The following is a 14,026-nucleotide window of genomic DNA, read 5'->3' as shown; positions in this document are numbered from 1 at the left end:
GCCCGTAACGCTCAGGGACGCTTGAACTTGCCCCGGACGTGGACCGGGACGCCCTTGCCGAGCATGCCGGGCAGCTCCACGGCCACGTTCATCGGCATGCGCACGCATCCGTGAGAGGCCGGGTAGAGCGGCACCGACAGCGCGCCGTGGAAGGCGATGCCACCGTTGAAGAAGATCGGGTTGTAGAGCTGGCCGAGGTACGACTTGTGCCAGCCGCTCTTGCGCCACGTCGTCTGGTAATTGCCGGTCGGCGTAGTGGCCGAGCCGCAGAACCGCTGCTCCTTGCCCTGCCAGGTGGTGGTCTCGCAGTACGGGATGCCGCTGCCGGACGAGACGTGGGTGATCAGCTTCGGCTCGCCGCCGACGTACATGACCATGATCTGCTTGGTCAGGTTCACCTCGGCGCGGGTCGGCTCGCCGTTCTTGACCAGGACCTTGGGCGACTTCGGGCTCTCCAGGGCCGCCCACGTGCGCTCGGCGATCGTGCTGGCCGGCTTGATGCCGTTGACCTTCTGGAACGCCCATACGGCGGCCAGCGTCGTGCCGCCGTACTGCCCGTCGGACTTGCCCGGCCGGTAGCCCAGCTCGGTCAGGCGCTTCTGCATCCAGGTGACGGCCTTGCCCTTGGCGCCCAGCTTGAGCGTCTTGCGCGGCGCGGTGACCGTGGCGGCGGCCGGGCCGGACTGGGCGCCCGCGGCGGCAGGCGAGGCGGCGGCGACCGCCTTGGTGAAGACCGGCGACGCCTGCGCGCGTTGCGGCGCCTGCGTACCGCAGCCCGAGAGCACGACGGCTCCAGCCGTCAAGAGAGCAGCCACGCCGGGCAGCCGTCGACCCCGCACCCCGTACCACCTCTCATGCCATCGAACAACAGATCAGTGGACACTACACCAATGCCCATGAACCGGTAATCAAGCGCTCAATCTGTTTAGAGTGTCTCCATGTCTGAGAAGTTGCCGGCAAATGCCGTTCTTGTGGAATCCGCGCTGCGGGAGCTGGGGGCGACCGGCGAGATCGTCGTGCTGCCGGAGAAGGCGCCCACGGCGGCGACCGCCGCCGCTCAGGTGGGCTGCGAGGTCGGGGCGATCGCCAACAGCCTGATCTTCGACGCCGACGGCGAGCCGCTGCTCGTGCTGACAAGCGGCGCGCACCGCGTGGACGTGGAGCTGATCGCCCGCACGGCGGGCGTCCAGCGGGTACGCCGCGCGACCCCCGAGTTCGTCAGGGCCGCGACCGGCCAGCCCATCGGCGGTGTCGCCCCGGTCGGGCACCCGGCCCCGGTGCGGACCCTGGTGGACAACTGGCTGAGCAAGCACGAGGTGGTGTGGGCGGCCGGGGGGCATCCGCTGACGGTGTTCCCGACCACCTTTGACGAGCTGGTACGCATCACCGGGGGCACCCCGGTGGACGTCGAGTAGTGTGCGACAGGTGATCGAGTTTCGCGGGGCGGGGCCGGCCGAGTTCACCGAGCGGCTGGAGACGGTGATCGAGATTTACACGGCAGCGATGAACCCGCCCGAGGACCAGATCACCGGCCGCAAGACCATCATGCGAAATCACGCGACATATCCCCATTTTCAGTGTTATTTCGCAGAATTGCGTGATTCATCCCTATCCCCGGGCGGCCTGGAACCCCAGATCGTCGGCTTCGCGTACGGTTTCCGCGGCGCGCCCGGGCAGTGGTGGCACGACGTGGTGCTCAGAGCGCTCACGGAGCAGTCGGGCCGGGAGGTCGCCAACGCCTGGCTGGGGCACGCGTTCGAGCTGGCCGAGATCCACGTCCATCCCGAATACCAGGGCAAGGGCATCGGCCGCGCCATGATCAGAACCCTGTGCGCGGGCCGCCACGAGCGCACGGCCGTCCTGTCCACCCACGACGGCCCCACAGCCGCCCGCCACCTCTACGCCAGCCTCGGCTTCACGGACCTCCTGACGAGGTTCATCTTCCCCGGAGGCTTCGAGGAGTACGCGATCGCGGGCCGCCCTCTCCCCATGCCCTGAGCGTTACTCCTGATGAAACCGTGACTCAGGGGTTTACTGCGCCATGACTATGGGCATCGGTCATGACAGAAAGTGACGGACGCTTTACCCTTCGTCCACTATCCCCTGCCCGTCACCCGCCCGGTCCCCCTGCGGGCGGGTGACGGGCCCGACGTCGAAGCACTTTCAAGGCCAAGGTGGCGTCGTAACGGCGCCCAGCCCCGTGCGGGGTCAGAAACCGTCTCCCTGGAGGCCCTCAACCCTGATCGGCGTCTGGGTGCCGTTGGCCGGCCGTAAAGCATGAAGGCTTTGATCAAAGAAAATCTGAGGTTTTGATCAAGCGGAAAGCGGAACGGACGAGAGGCGTTGGAACACCTCGCGGGACGCGCTTGAGCGGTTGAAGGTGATGAAGTGGATGCCCGGCGCGCCCTCATCCAGCAGCCGCTGGCACAGCTCCGCCCCGTGGTCGATGCCCAGCCGCCGCACCGCCGCCGGATCGTCCGCCACCGCCTCGAAGCGGGCCGCCACGTCAGGCGGGAACGGCGCCCCCGACAGCTGCTCCGACCGCGCGATCGTGCTCATCTGCGTCACCGGCATGATGCACGGGATGATCGGCGTGTCGCACCGCTTGGCCGCCACCCGGTCCCGCAGCCGCAGGTAGTCCTCGGCCTGGAAGAACATCTGCGTGATCGCGTAGTCCGCCCCGGCACGGCACTTGCTCACGAAGTAATCGGTGTCGGACTCGATGGACGGTGAGCGCGGGTGCTTGTAGGGGAAGGCGGCCACGCCGACGCAGAAGTCACCCGCCTGCCGGATCAGCCGCACCAGCTCCTCGGCGTAGAGCACGCCCTGGGGGTGCTGGATCCACTCGCCGGTCGGGTCGCCGGGGGGGTCGCCGCGGACGGCCAGGATGTTGCGCACCCCGGCGTCGGCCAGGCGCCCGACCAGGTGGCGCAGCTCCCGGATGGAATGGTCGACCGCGGTGAAGTGCGCCACCGGCGTGAGCGTGGTGTCGTGGGCGATCCGCTCCACGATGCCGACCGTCCGGTCCCGGGTGGTGCCGCCGGCGCCGTACGTCACCGACACGAACGTCGGCCGCAGCGACTCCAGCTCCCTGATCGCCCGCCACAGCTGCCGCTCGCCCTCGTCGGTCTTCGGGGGGAAGAACTCGAAGGAGAACGTGCGGCCACCGGCGGCGAGCATGTCGCGGACGGTGGGAACACGATCGGGCAGGACGGAGGGTCGACCAAGCGCCATGGCTCCAAGGCTACAGGCACTCGGCCCTGCCCACAGGTGACGAACGCGCGCGGTGAGGCGAGCGGGCACCGGCCGCGCGCAGTATGGCGGCGCTGTACATGAGCCGGGATCGGCGTGTGTCCGCCCGGCCACTAGTCTCAAGACATGACCACTGACGCCGCGAGCATGGACACCCTGCGCACGCAGGTGGAGCGTGCCCTGGGCGAGTTCGTCGGACGGCAGCTGCCCGCCCCCGGCGACCCCGATCTGGAGCCGCTGCGCACGGCCGCCGGCGAGTTGCTGTCCGGCGGGAAGCGGCTGCGGCCCGCGTTCTGCTACTGGGGCTGGCGCGGCGCGGGCGGCACGGACGTGCCCGAGATCTTCACCGCGGCGGGCTCGCTGGAGTTGCTGCAGGCCAGCGCGCTGGTGCACGACGACGTGATGGACAAGAGCGACCTGCGCAGGGGCATGCCGGCCGCGCACCGCCGCTTCCAGACGATGCACGAGAAGGCCGGCTGGCACGGCTCCGCGGCGCAGTTCGGCGAGGGCGCGGCGATCCTGCTCGGCAACCTGCTGCTGATCTGGTCGGGCGAGATGTGGCGCACCAGCGGCCTGCCGGCCGAGTCCCTGGAGGCCGCCCAGCCCGTGCACGACCACATGCGCACCGAGCTGATGTGCGGGCAGTATCTGGACCTGCTGGAGCAGGCGCACGGGGAGAACACGTTCGAGTCGGCCCTGCGCGTGGCGCTGTTCAAGAGCGGCAAGTACTCGGTGGAGCAGCCCCTCAGGCTCGGCCTCGTGCTCGCGGCCCGGGAGCTCCTGCCGTGGATGGACGACCTGTGCACCGGCTACGGCAGGCGGGTGGGGATCGCGTTCCAGCTGCGCGACGACATCCTCGGCGTGTTCGGCGACCCGGCGCAGACCGGTAAGCCCGCGGGGGACGACCTGCGCGAGGGCAAGCGGACGATGCTCGTGGCCCGTACGCTGGCGGCCGCCTCCGCCGCCGACGCGGAGACCGTCCGGCGGCTGCTGGGCGATCCCGGGCTGGATGAGCGGGGGGTGGGCACGCTGCGCCGGATCATCGAGGACACGGGGGCGCTGCAGGAATGCGAGGACCTGATCACCGGCTACCTGGGCGATGCGCTGACCGCGCTCGACCAGGCCCCCGTCACGGCCGAGGCCCGCACCGCCCTGACCGAACTCGCCATCGCCGCCACATCCCGCAAAACCTGACTTTCCGGCACCGCGCACCCGCGGCGCCACCGGGCACAGGCCACGGCAGCAGCGGCAGGCCGTGACCGCTGAGCTCCGGAGGCCCCAGGTCAGCGGGCGCCGGCGGACAGGCGCTTGGCGAATTCCGCCGCGGCCGCGCCCGGGTCGTCGGCGTCCGTGATGGCCCGTACCACCACGACCCGGCGAGCCCCGTACGACATGACCTCGTCGAGGTTGGCGAGGTCGATGCCGCCGATCCCGAACCACGGCCGTGTCGTCTCCAGCGACGCCGCGTACCGGAGCAGCGACGGGCCAGGAGCCGGGCGGCCGGGTTTGGTCGGCGTGGGCCAGACAGGGCCGCAGCAGAAGTAGTCGACGCCCTCCTCCTCCACCGCCGCGGCGGAAGCCTCGGCGGCGGAGTGGGTGGACCGTCCGATGACGATGTCGTCGCCGAGTATCTCTCGCGCGACCGTCACAGGAAGGTCGTCCTGCCCCAAGTGGAGCACGTCGGGCCGGGCGGCGTACGCGATGTCCGCCCGGTCGTTGACGGCCAGTAGTTTGCCGTGCCGGTCGCAGGCGTCGCGGAAGACTTCGAGGAGCGCGAGTTCTTCGCGTGCCTCCAGGCCCTTCTCCCGCAGCTGGATGATGTCCACACCGCCGGCCAGCACCGAGTCGAGGAACTCTGCCAGGTCGCCGCGGTCGCGGCGGCCGTCCGTGCAGAGATAGAGGCGCGCCTCAGAAAGCGAGGGCTTGGGCACGCCGCTTGACCTCCGTATGACGGCCGGCCTTGATCGCCTCGATGGGCGACCCCGGCAGCGACTCGTCGGGTGTGAAGAGCCAGCGCAGCGCCTGGACGTCGTCGTAGCCGGCGTCCTGCAACACGGTCAGTGTGCCGGGCAGGCCCTTCATCACGTCCTTTCCGTCGAGGAACACCGCGGGCACCTGTGGGCCGCCGCTCCCGCGGCGCACGCCCAGGAGCTTGCGGTCCTTGACGAGTTGCTTGGCCCGGCCTATCGAAAGGTCGAGGCGCGAGGCCACTTCGGGGAGCGTGAGCCACTCGTTAACGAGCTGGTCGGTCTCCCGGTCGATCTGTGCAACAGAAAGCGTCACGAGACCACAACTACCACATGCCGTGCTTGCTCAAACAACACAATCTCGTAGGGGGACATCTGGATCTACCAGGCGTTCCGCGTCAAGTCGGTGGCCGGCGCCGATGATTCTGCGTCCCTGTACGAGATCCCGCGGCCGGTCCACGGCGAACACCGCGGCCATGCGGCCGTCGGCGGTGAGCCAGACGGCCGACCACTTGCCCTCCGGGTCGCCGCGGTAGAGGAGGCGCTCGCCCGCCGGGTGGTGGCCGGCGTACTGGACCATGTGGCCGAACTGCTCCGACCAGAAGTACGGCACCGGGTCGTACACCGCGTCCTCCCCCAGCAGGGTCACGGCGGCGACCTCGGGGGCGTTGAGCGCGGTGTCCCAGTGTTCGACCCTGAGCCTGGCCTGGAAGCGGCGCGACCACCAGGCGGCGCAGTCGCCGACGGCGACCACGCCGGGCAGGGAGGTCCGCAGGTGCTCGTCGACGACGACGCCGTTGTGCAGGTCGATGTCGGCGTCGGCCAGCCATTCGACGGCCGGTCGCACGCCGATGCCGGTGACGACCACGTGGGCCGCCACGAACTCGCCGTCCACCAGCTGCACGCCGCCCTCGTCCACGGAGCGGACCATGGTGTCGAGGCGCAGGTCGATGCCGTCGTACCAGCGCTCGGTGCGGACCCCGATCTCCGGGCCGACGGCGGTCGCGAGCGGGGTGGAGGCGGCCTCGATCACCGTGACCGCGCAGCCGGCGCGGCGGGCGGCGGTGGCCACCTCGGCGCCGATCCACCCGGCGCCGATGACCGCGACCCTGGCGCCCGGCACGAGCCTGGCCCTGAGCTCGTGAGCGTCGTCGAGGGTGCGCAGCACATGCTGGGGGCCGTCGCCGGGCAGCGTGATCGGCTCGGCTCCGGTGGCGATGACCAGGCCGTCGTAGCCGACCTCGCCCTCGGTCGTCTCGACGACGCCCTCGCGCAGCGCCTTGGCGCTGACGCCCGGCCGGAAGGCGACGTCGAGGGCGGTCAGGTCGGTGTCGACGAAGCTCGAGTCGGCGTCGCCGAGCAGCACGCTCTTCGACAGCGGCGGGCGGTCGTAGGGGCGGTGCCGCTCCTGCCCGATCAAGGTGATCCTGCCGTCGAATCCCCGCCCGCGCAGCGCCTCCACCGTGCGTACTCCGGCCAGGCCCGCTCCTACCACCACGACATGGTTCACGTTCATGACCATAACGGGGGGTGTACTACGGCGTCGCACCGAGGCCGTAGGCTGTGGAGGTAAGACGCGCGGGAGTCCGGCCATAACCGGGCTGAGAGGAAGGCTTCACGGGCCTTCGACCGCAAGACACCTGATCCGGATCATGCCGGCGAAGGGAGCGCATGTGGATGTGATCGTAGGCGGCGGGATCGTCGGGCTGGCCATCGCATGGCGGCTGGCCCGCGCGGGGCGGCCGGTCACCGTGGTGGATCCGGCTCCGGCCTCGGGGGCGTCGCACGCGGCGGCGGGGATGCTGGCCCCGGTCAGCGAGGTCACCTATACGGAGGCGCCGCTGCTGCGGCTGGGGATGGCGTCGCTGCGCCGCTGGCCCGCGTTCGCCGCCGAACTGGCCGAGGACGCCGGCCTCACGACGGCCGGCGTTCCGCACGACGGCGGGCTCACAGATGACGGCGGGCACGAGGGAGCCGCCGGCACGCCGGGTCTCGGGTTCTTCGGCGGGGCCGGGATCGGGGACGGGGCGCGACGGGCACTTGACCTCCGTGCCGACGGGACGCTCGACGTGGCGTTCGGTGCCGACGATCTGGCGGCGCTGGACGAGCTGGCGGCGTTCATGGAGAAGCTGGGCCTGCCGGTCGAGCGGCTGACCGGGCGCGAGTGCCGCCGTCTGGAGCCCATGCTGGCCCCCTCGGTGCGCGGCGGGCTGCTGGCCCCCGGTGACGCCTGGGTGGACCCGCGCCGTGTGACATCGGCGCTGCTCGCCGCCCTGGACCGGCTGAACGTGCCGCTGATACGGGCCCGCGCCGGCGGCCTCCTGCGCGAGGACGACGGCGGGGTCGTCGGTGTACGCCTCGAGCCGCCACCAGACGGAGGCGAGACGCCGTCCGAGATCCGGGCGGAGCGGGTCGTCCTGGCGGCTGGGGCCTGGAGCGGCGAGCTGGCCGAGGTGCCGGTGCGGCCGGTCAAGGGGCAGATCATGCGGTTGCGCTCCCCGCGGCCGCTGCTCAGCCGGTGCGTACGCGGCACCGTGCACGGCTCTTACGTCTACCTCGTGCCCCGCGGCGACGGCGAGCTGGTGGTCGGGGCCACCCAGGAGGAGCTGGGGTTCGACACCACGGTGACGGCGGGCGGGCTCTACCAGCTGCTGCGTGACGCCAGGGAGCTGGTGCCGGGCGTGACCGAGCTGGAGGTCGCCGACGTGGTGGCGGGGCTGCGGCCGGGTACGCCGGACAACCTGCCGATCATCGGCCCGAGCGGGACGCCGGGGCTCGCGCTGGCCACCGGGCACCACCGGGGCGGCGTGCTGCTCACGCCGCTCACGGCGGCCCTGCTGGTGGAGGGCGCGAGCGGCGAAGAGGGTGAGCTGGCGGCGTTGTGCTCGCCGGGGAGGTTTCGGGAAATTTCATGATTGTGATGATCAACGGGGCCGCGCACGAGGTCGCCGACGGAATGACCGTGGCGCAGGCCGTGAGCACATTGACCGTGGCCACCACCGGAGTGGCCGTGGCCGTGAACGACGAGGTGGTCATGCGGAGCGCGTGGGAGACGACGGCGCTCAGCGACAGCGACCGCGTGGAGGTTCTGACGGCGGTGCAAGGTGGATGATCTGCGGGGGCAGGCCCCCGCATGCCCCCAAAGGCACGGAAGAGACGATTCTTCCGATGACTTCGTCATCGCCGGGGAGAAGTTCTCGTCCCGCCTCATCATGGGGACCGGCGGCGCGCCCTCCCTCGAGGTGCTCGACCAGGCGCTGGCCGCGTCCGGCACCGAGCTGACCACGGTGGCCATGCGGCGGCTCGACCCGAGCTCCCGCGGCTCCGTGCTCGACGTGCTGCGCAGGCGGGACATCAAGGTGCTCCCGAACACGGCCGGCTGCTTCACCGCGGGCGAGGCCGTGCTGACGGCGCGGCTGGCCAGAGAGGCGCTCGGTACGAACTGGATCAAGCTGGAGGTCATCGCCGACGAGCGGACACTGCTGCCCGACCCGATCGAGACGTTCGACGCGGCCGAGCGGCTGGTGGCGGACGGGTTCGTGGTGCTGCCGTACATCGGCGACGATCCAGCGCTCGCGCGGCGGCTGGAGCAGGCCGGCTGCGCGGCCGTGATGCCCTTGGGCGCCCCGATCGGCTCGGGGCTGGGCATCCGCAACCCGCACAACATCGAACTGATCGTGGAGGCCGCCTCGGTGCCGGTGATCCTCGACGCGGGCATCGGCACGGCCAGCGACGCCGCGCTGGCGATGGAGCTGGGCTGCGACGCCGTACTGCTGGCCACCGCGGTGACCCGGGCGCAGCGGCCCGATCTCATGGCGGCGGCCATGAAGTCCGCGGTCGTGGCGGGGCGGCTGGCGCGGCAGGCGGGCCGCATCCCGCGCCGGCGCTACGCCGAGGCCTCCTCCCCGATGACGCCGTGACGCCGCCCGAAACCGGGGACACCGTGACACAGGTGGGGCTATGTCCGCTTCGCCGAGTGTGGGCACGTTCCATGGAGCACGGCTCCGCATCGGTTTCGGGTGGTCGGGCCCTCCCAGTGGCAAAACGCCCGTAAACTCAGCGGGGTGGACACGACGACTGCGGACCCCCTGGTCGGGCGGCTCCTCGATGGGCGCTATCGCATCGAGAGCCGGATCGCCCGGGGCGGTATGGCGACCGTCTACCTCGCGCTGGACATCCGGCTCGACCGGACGGTGGCGCTGAAGGTCATGCATCGCTCGCTCGCCGAGGACCCGGCGTTCGTCCGGAGGTTCATCGGCGAGGCGAAGTCGGTTGCCAGTCTCTCCCATCCCAACGTGGTGCACGTCTTCGACCAGGGCACCGACAACGACGTCGTCTACCTGTCGATGGAGTACGTGCCGGGCAAGACGCTGCGCGACATCCTGCGCGATCGCGGCAGGCTGCCCGCCCGCGAGGCGCTCGAAATCATGATCCCGGTGCTCGCCGCCCTCGGCGCGGCCCACCAGGCCGGGATGGTGCACCGCGACGTGAAGCCCGAGAACGTCCTGATGACCGACGACGGCCGGGTCAAGGTCGTCGACTTCGGCCTGGCCAGGGCCATCGAGGCGACGAACCAGACCCGTACCGGCGTGATGATCGGCACGATCGGCTACATGGCGCCCGAGCAGGTCATGACCGGCGCCGCCGACGTGCGCAGCGACGTCTACTCCGCGGGCATCATGCTGTTCGAGCTGGTGACGGGGCAGCAGCCGTATGACGGCGAGACGCCGATGTCGGTGGCGTACCGGCACGTTCACGACACCGTGCCGGCGCCGTCGTCGGTGATCCCGGACGTTCCGCCGCTGGTCGACACGCTGGTGGCGCACGCGACGGCGCGCGAGCCGCATGACCGTCCGGCGGACGCGACCGCCATGCTCGTCGCGGCCGTGGACGCACACCGGATGCTGCCGCGGATGACCAATCCGCCGATGTCGCACTCCCAGCCGCACGGACACTACTCCCAGCCGCACGGGCGCCCGCAGCCGCAGGGGCCGTCCCAGCCCCACACCAGGCCCCCGGCCGCCTCGCCGCACGCGGCGCCCGCCCACACGCTGATCCAGCCACGGGTCGAGGTGCCGGAGCGGCGCGGCTTCCGGCCGAACTGGTTCCTGGTGATTCTGGCGGCCGTGATGGTGGTCGCGGTCGGGCTGACCGGCTGGTACTTCTCCCAGAGTGAGAAGGTCACCGTCCCCGACCTGGTCGGCACGGACATGGCGCTGGCCGAGAACAAGGCCACCAGGCTCGGCTTCACAATCAAGAAGGCCGCGGGCAAGCACGACGAGAAGGTGGCCGAGGGGCTGGTCCTCAGCACCGACCCGGTGGCCAAGAGCGAGGTGGACGACGGCACCACGATCACGCTGGTGCCCTCGCTCGGGCCCAAGCGCGTGGTCGTGCCCGACGTGACGGGCATGACGGGCAACGACGCCCGGGCCAAGATCGCCGCTGCCGGGCTCACCGTGGGCTCGGTCAAGCGGCTGGCCAACACGGAGGTCGAGCGCGACAAGGTGATCCGTACCTCGCCGCAGGTGGCCGAGAAGGTGAAGGAAGGCGCGAAGGTCGACATCTTCGTGAGCGCCGGGATGGTCATGCCCGACGTGAACGGCATGGGGAAGGACGAGGCGGCCGCTTACCTGGGCGGGCAGGGCTTCCAGGTGCAGGTCCAGGAGGTGGACGACGACGCCGAGCCGTGCACGGTGATCGCCCAGGCGCCCAAGGCCAAGTCCGAGGTCGACAGGGGCGCGCAGGTCATGGTCACGGTGGCGCGGTGCCAGACGGACTTCTGGGACTGGTTCGGCCGGGGTGACAACGAGGCTCGCGACGATCAGCAGTTCACGGTGGTGCCCGGGGTGACCGGTAAGGACGTCAAGGACGCCAGGGCGGAACTGGAGGCGGCCGGGTTCAAGGTGCGGGTGCAGCGGCTCGGGAACCGCGGAGTGGTGCAGTACCAGCGGCCCCTGCCCAACAGCGAACGCCCACCCGGCATCACCGTCTACCTCTGGCACTGACGCCCCGCCCCGGCTGCCCGGCCCGTAGAGTGCGCTGGTCGAACTCGGCGCCGACCGGGCCCGCGTCCCGCCGGGCGTCAGTGCCACGGGCGGCCGAGGTGAGCGTGTCGGTGGGGCCGAGGCGGGTTAGGTGAGGTGGCCGTGGAGGCGGACTCTGGCGAGGCCGCCGTCCGGGTAGATGTCGACCCTGACGTGCGTGACCGGGTCGGTGTGATCCAGTCTGAAGCGGTGTGCGGTGTCCGGTTGGAGCCTTGTCCTGGAGAGTAGTTCGATCTTGCGCGCGCCCTCACCCTCCCCGTCCAGTCCCGTCAGCGACACCGCCCCAGGCGCGTTGAACAGCAGGTTCGTGGTGTCGATCTCGGCGAGCCGGATCAGGCCGCGCCCCGCCAGCCGGATGACGAGCCAGTCGTTGCCCCCGTCCCTGCGCCGGGCGGTCTCCCAGCCCTCCGCCTGGTGGCGGGCGAGTCCGGGGGCGATGACGTTGTTGGGGGCCGAGTAGAACTCGTCGGAGCAGGCGGTGGCCAGGGCGCCGTTCTGGAGCGCGGCCAGGTCGAGGCCGAGCCCCTCGTACACGGACAGGTCGGGCCGGGGCTCGCCGTGCACGCGGAGGCGGGCGACGCCCCCGTCGGGGTGGATGTTCAGCCGCACGTGCGTGTAGCGGCCCTCGTCGGCGACGTCGAAGTGGTGCTCCGCGTCCCCTTTGAGCTCGACTCTCGGGACGATCTGCACCCAGTCGGCCGTCAGAAGCTCGGCCGGTGACGGAAAGCCGTCCACGGCCGCGGCCTCGACGGAGGCGTGGGGCGGGTAGTTGCCCTTGAACCAGGCCGTGTCGATCACCACGCCGCGGATCACGCCGGGGATGCCGAGCCGTACCAGCGCCCAGTCGTGTCCGGGCTCGCGGCGCCGCCGGGTCTCCCAGCCGTCGTACACCTGCCCCTTGCTGCCGAACGTCTCCGCCTGGAAGCCGGGCCGCCCCGGCCTGATCAGGCTCTCCTTCTCGGCGAACGACTCGTCGTTGGCCGCCACGACGGAGCCGCCGAGGGTCCGCAGGGCGAGGTCGGGCAGGGTGGTGAAGCGCGACATTTACGTCTCTCCCAACGTCTGCCGGTCTCCCGGCAGGAATCGTCCGTGCGGTATGCCGTCCACAGGCCGGCCGCGTAGCCAGGTCGTCAGTACGGCGCCCTTGAGCACGCGGCCATGGTATGGGGTGACCGGGTTCTTGTGATGGAGGCGGGCGGCGTCCACGGGGTGGTCGGCGGCGGGATCGAAGGCGACCAAATCAGCATCATTACCCGGCTTTATACCTCCTTTTCCGGAAATTTCGGCCATTGCTGCCGGATTGGCCGACATCCAGCGCGCCACGTCGCCCAGCCCGTACCCCCTGCGTGACGCCTCCGTCCAGATCGCGGCCAGCCCGAGCTGGAGCGAGGCGATGCCGCCCCACGCGGCGGCGAAGTCGGGCACCTTCAGGTCGGCCGGCGACGGCGAATGGTCCGACACGACGCAGCTCAGCACCCCCCTGGCCAGCCCGTCCCACAGCAGGTCGCGGTTGGCCTCGGAGCGGATGGGCGGGCAGCACTTGTACGCGGTCTCCCCCTCGGGCACCTGCTCGGCCGCCAGCGTCAGATAGTGCGGGCACGTCTCGGCCGTGACCGCCACGCCGCCCGCCTGGGCCGCCTCCAGCACTTCCAAGCAGTCGGCGCTGGAGACGTGCAGGATGTGCACCCGCGCGCCGATCTCCCCGGCCAGGTCCACGACCCGCTGAACGGCGCGCCGCTCCGACGCCCCCGGCCGCGATTCCAGAAATTCCTGATATGTCGGGCCATCCGGCTCCCGAAGCAGCCCCGGATCCTCGGCGTGGACCACCATCAGCCCGCCGAACCCGGCGATCTCCTCCAGCGCCAGCCGCAGCTCGGCCGTCTCCAGCGGCGGGAACTCGTCCACGCCCGACGGCGACATGAAGCACTTGAACCCGTACACGCCGCGCTCGCGCAGCGGCGCCAGGTCCTTGACGTTCCCGGGCACGGCCCCGCCCCAGAACCCGACGTCCACATGGCACTGCCCCCGCGCGGCCTTCAGCTTGGTCTCGAACGCCTCCACGGTGACGGTGGGCGGGAGCGAGTTGAGCGGCATGTCGAGGATCGTCGTGACGCCCCCGGCGGCCGCCGCCCTGGTCGCCGAGTCGAACCCCTCCCAGTGCGTGCGCCCGGGCTCGTTGACGTGGACGTGCGTGTCGACCAGGCCGGGGAGCAGCGCCAGGTCGCGCAGGTCGATGTCCTCGGCGGCGCCGAGCGGAGCGTCGTACGCGTACAGGCCGGTGATCTTCTCCCCCCGTACGCCCACCGCGGCCGCCCGCTCGCCTTCCGGCGTGACGGTCCGGCGGGATCGGATCACGAGGTCCAGCTGGGTCATCCGTTTCCTCCGAGGTGGTCGGCGGCGATCTTGGCGGCGAGGCGTTCGAGCAGGGGCCCGGCCTCCGACATGCAGCGGGCGGGGTCGGGCTCCAGGTCCGTGAGGGCGTAGGCGGCCTCGATGCCGGCGGCCTTCAGCTCGGCGTCGGACAGCGTACGCCGCCCGCAGACGGCCACCACGGGCACGCCCGCCCTGGCCGCCGCCTGCGCCACGCCGATCGGCGCCTTGCCGCGCAGCGACTGCTCGTCCAGCGACCCCTCGCCGGTGATGACCAGCCGTGCCCCCTCGACCTGCGCGCCGAACCCGAGCAGGCCGAGCAGGTAGTCGATGCCGGGCCGGACGTCGGCGTGCAGGAACGCCAGCGCCGCGAACCCGACCCCACCGGCCGCT

At 71.1% G+C, this 14,026-nt stretch carries 15 protein-coding genes and 1 riboswitch; of the genes, 7 read left to right on the top strand and 8 right to left on the bottom strand.

Annotated elements, in window-relative coordinates:
* Positions 1–11: 11 nt before the first annotated feature.
* The gene (locus tag EJK15_RS20025) at positions 12–839 is read right to left on the bottom strand and encodes a L,D-transpeptidase family protein (protein ID WP_240777074.1); all 828 of its coding nucleotides are present in this window, start codon (positions 837–839) and stop codon (positions 12–14) included.
* Between the two features lie 99 nt (positions 840–938).
* Between EJK15_RS20025 and EJK15_RS20020 the strand changes: the two genes are divergently transcribed.
* Positions 939–1,415, top strand: a complete 477-nt coding sequence (locus EJK15_RS20020) for a YbaK/EbsC family protein (RefSeq protein ID WP_138711980.1) — start codon at positions 939–941, stop codon at positions 1,413–1,415.
* Positions 1,416–1,425: 10 nt separating this feature from the next.
* On the top strand, positions 1,426–1,998 hold the full coding sequence (locus EJK15_RS20015) for a GNAT family N-acetyltransferase (RefSeq protein ID WP_138711979.1): 573 nt from the start codon (positions 1,426–1,428) through the stop codon (positions 1,996–1,998).
* Positions 1,999–2,313: 315 nt separating this feature from the next.
* Here the strand turns inward: EJK15_RS20015 and metF are convergent, their stop codons facing one another.
* A complete protein-coding gene (metF, locus tag EJK15_RS20010; RefSeq protein WP_138711978.1) occupies positions 2,314–3,234 on the bottom strand; it encodes a methylenetetrahydrofolate reductase [NAD(P)H] in 921 nt (306 codons plus the stop codon).
* A 144-nt stretch (positions 3,235–3,378) separates the two neighbouring features.
* On the opposite strand from metF, the gene EJK15_RS20005 reads away from it, so the two are divergent.
* On the top strand, positions 3,379–4,446 hold the full coding sequence (locus tag EJK15_RS20005) for a polyprenyl synthetase family protein (RefSeq protein ID WP_138711977.1): 1,068 nt from the start codon (positions 3,379–3,381) through the stop codon (positions 4,444–4,446).
* Positions 4,447–4,535: 89 nt separating this feature from the next.
* Here the strand turns inward: EJK15_RS20005 and thiE are convergent, their stop codons facing one another.
* From thiE to EJK15_RS19990, 3 genes are read right to left on the bottom strand one after another with little or no spacing between them, the layout of a single operon-like run.
* On the bottom strand, positions 4,536–5,183 hold the full coding sequence (thiE, locus tag EJK15_RS20000) for a thiamine phosphate synthase (RefSeq protein WP_138711976.1): 648 nt from the start codon (positions 5,181–5,183) through the stop codon (positions 4,536–4,538).
* Positions 5,161–5,535, bottom strand: a complete 375-nt coding sequence (locus EJK15_RS19995) for an Rv2175c family DNA-binding protein (RefSeq protein WP_138711975.1) — start codon at positions 5,533–5,535, stop codon at positions 5,161–5,163. Before EJK15_RS19995 ends, thiE begins: the two co-directional genes overlap by 23 nt.
* Before the next feature lie 30 nt (positions 5,536–5,565).
* Positions 5,566–6,729, bottom strand: a complete 1,164-nt coding sequence (locus tag EJK15_RS19990; protein WP_420847072.1) for an NAD(P)/FAD-dependent oxidoreductase — start codon at positions 6,727–6,729, stop codon at positions 5,566–5,568.
* Positions 6,730–6,787: 58 nt separating this feature from the next.
* A riboswitch (TPP riboswitch) is annotated at positions 6,788–6,903 on the top strand.
* On the opposite strand from EJK15_RS19990, the gene EJK15_RS19985 reads away from it, so the two are divergent.
* The 4 genes from EJK15_RS19985 to pknB all read left to right on the top strand — a co-directional run bounded on the left by EJK15_RS19985 (position 6,872) and on the right by pknB (position 11,224).
* Positions 6,872–8,134: an FAD-dependent oxidoreductase gene (locus EJK15_RS19985; protein ID WP_171074421.1), complete on the top strand. Its 1,263-nt coding sequence runs from the start codon at positions 6,872–6,874 to the stop codon at positions 8,132–8,134. Its footprint overlaps the riboswitch before it by 32 nt.
* Positions 8,131–8,331 carry a sulfur carrier protein ThiS gene (thiS, locus tag EJK15_RS19980; protein ID WP_138711972.1) on the top strand — a complete coding sequence of 67 codons (201 nt, stop codon included), beginning with the start codon at positions 8,131–8,133 and terminating at the stop codon, positions 8,329–8,331. The genes EJK15_RS19985 and thiS overlap by 4 nt, the downstream gene beginning before the upstream one ends.
* 1 nt (position 8,332) lies before the next feature.
* Positions 8,333–9,139, top strand: coding sequence for a thiazole synthase (locus EJK15_RS19975; RefSeq protein ID WP_138712035.1), 807 nt, complete (start codon positions 8,333–8,335; stop codon positions 9,137–9,139).
* 144 nt (positions 9,140–9,283) lie between these two features.
* Complete coding sequence (gene pknB / locus EJK15_RS19970) at positions 9,284–11,224, top strand: Stk1 family PASTA domain-containing Ser/Thr kinase (RefSeq protein WP_138711971.1); 1,941 nt, start codon at positions 9,284–9,286, stop codon at positions 11,222–11,224.
* Between the two features lie 126 nt (positions 11,225–11,350).
* Here the strand turns inward: pknB and alc are convergent, their stop codons facing one another.
* The 3 genes from alc to EJK15_RS19955 all read right to left on the bottom strand — a co-directional run.
* The gene (gene alc, locus EJK15_RS19965) at positions 11,351–12,307 is read right to left on the bottom strand and encodes an allantoicase (protein ID WP_138711970.1); all 957 of its coding nucleotides are present in this window, start codon (positions 12,305–12,307) and stop codon (positions 11,351–11,353) included.
* Positions 12,308–13,636, bottom strand: a complete 1,329-nt coding sequence (allB, locus tag EJK15_RS19960) for an allantoinase AllB (RefSeq protein ID WP_138711969.1) — start codon at positions 13,634–13,636, stop codon at positions 12,308–12,310.
* Positions 13,633–14,026 (bottom strand): glycerate kinase (locus tag EJK15_RS19955; RefSeq protein ID WP_138711968.1); only part of this gene is annotated, 394 nt, incomplete at its 5' end. The genes allB and EJK15_RS19955, both read right to left, overlap by 4 nt.

The sequence above is a fragment of the Nonomuraea basaltis genome (assembly GCF_005893125.1).
Classification (GTDB): domain Bacteria; phylum Actinomycetota; class Actinomycetes; order Streptosporangiales; family Streptosporangiaceae; genus Nonomuraea; species Nonomuraea basaltis.
Note: the sequence above shows the minus strand (reverse complement) of the source record. Positions and strands in the feature narration are given on the sequence as shown.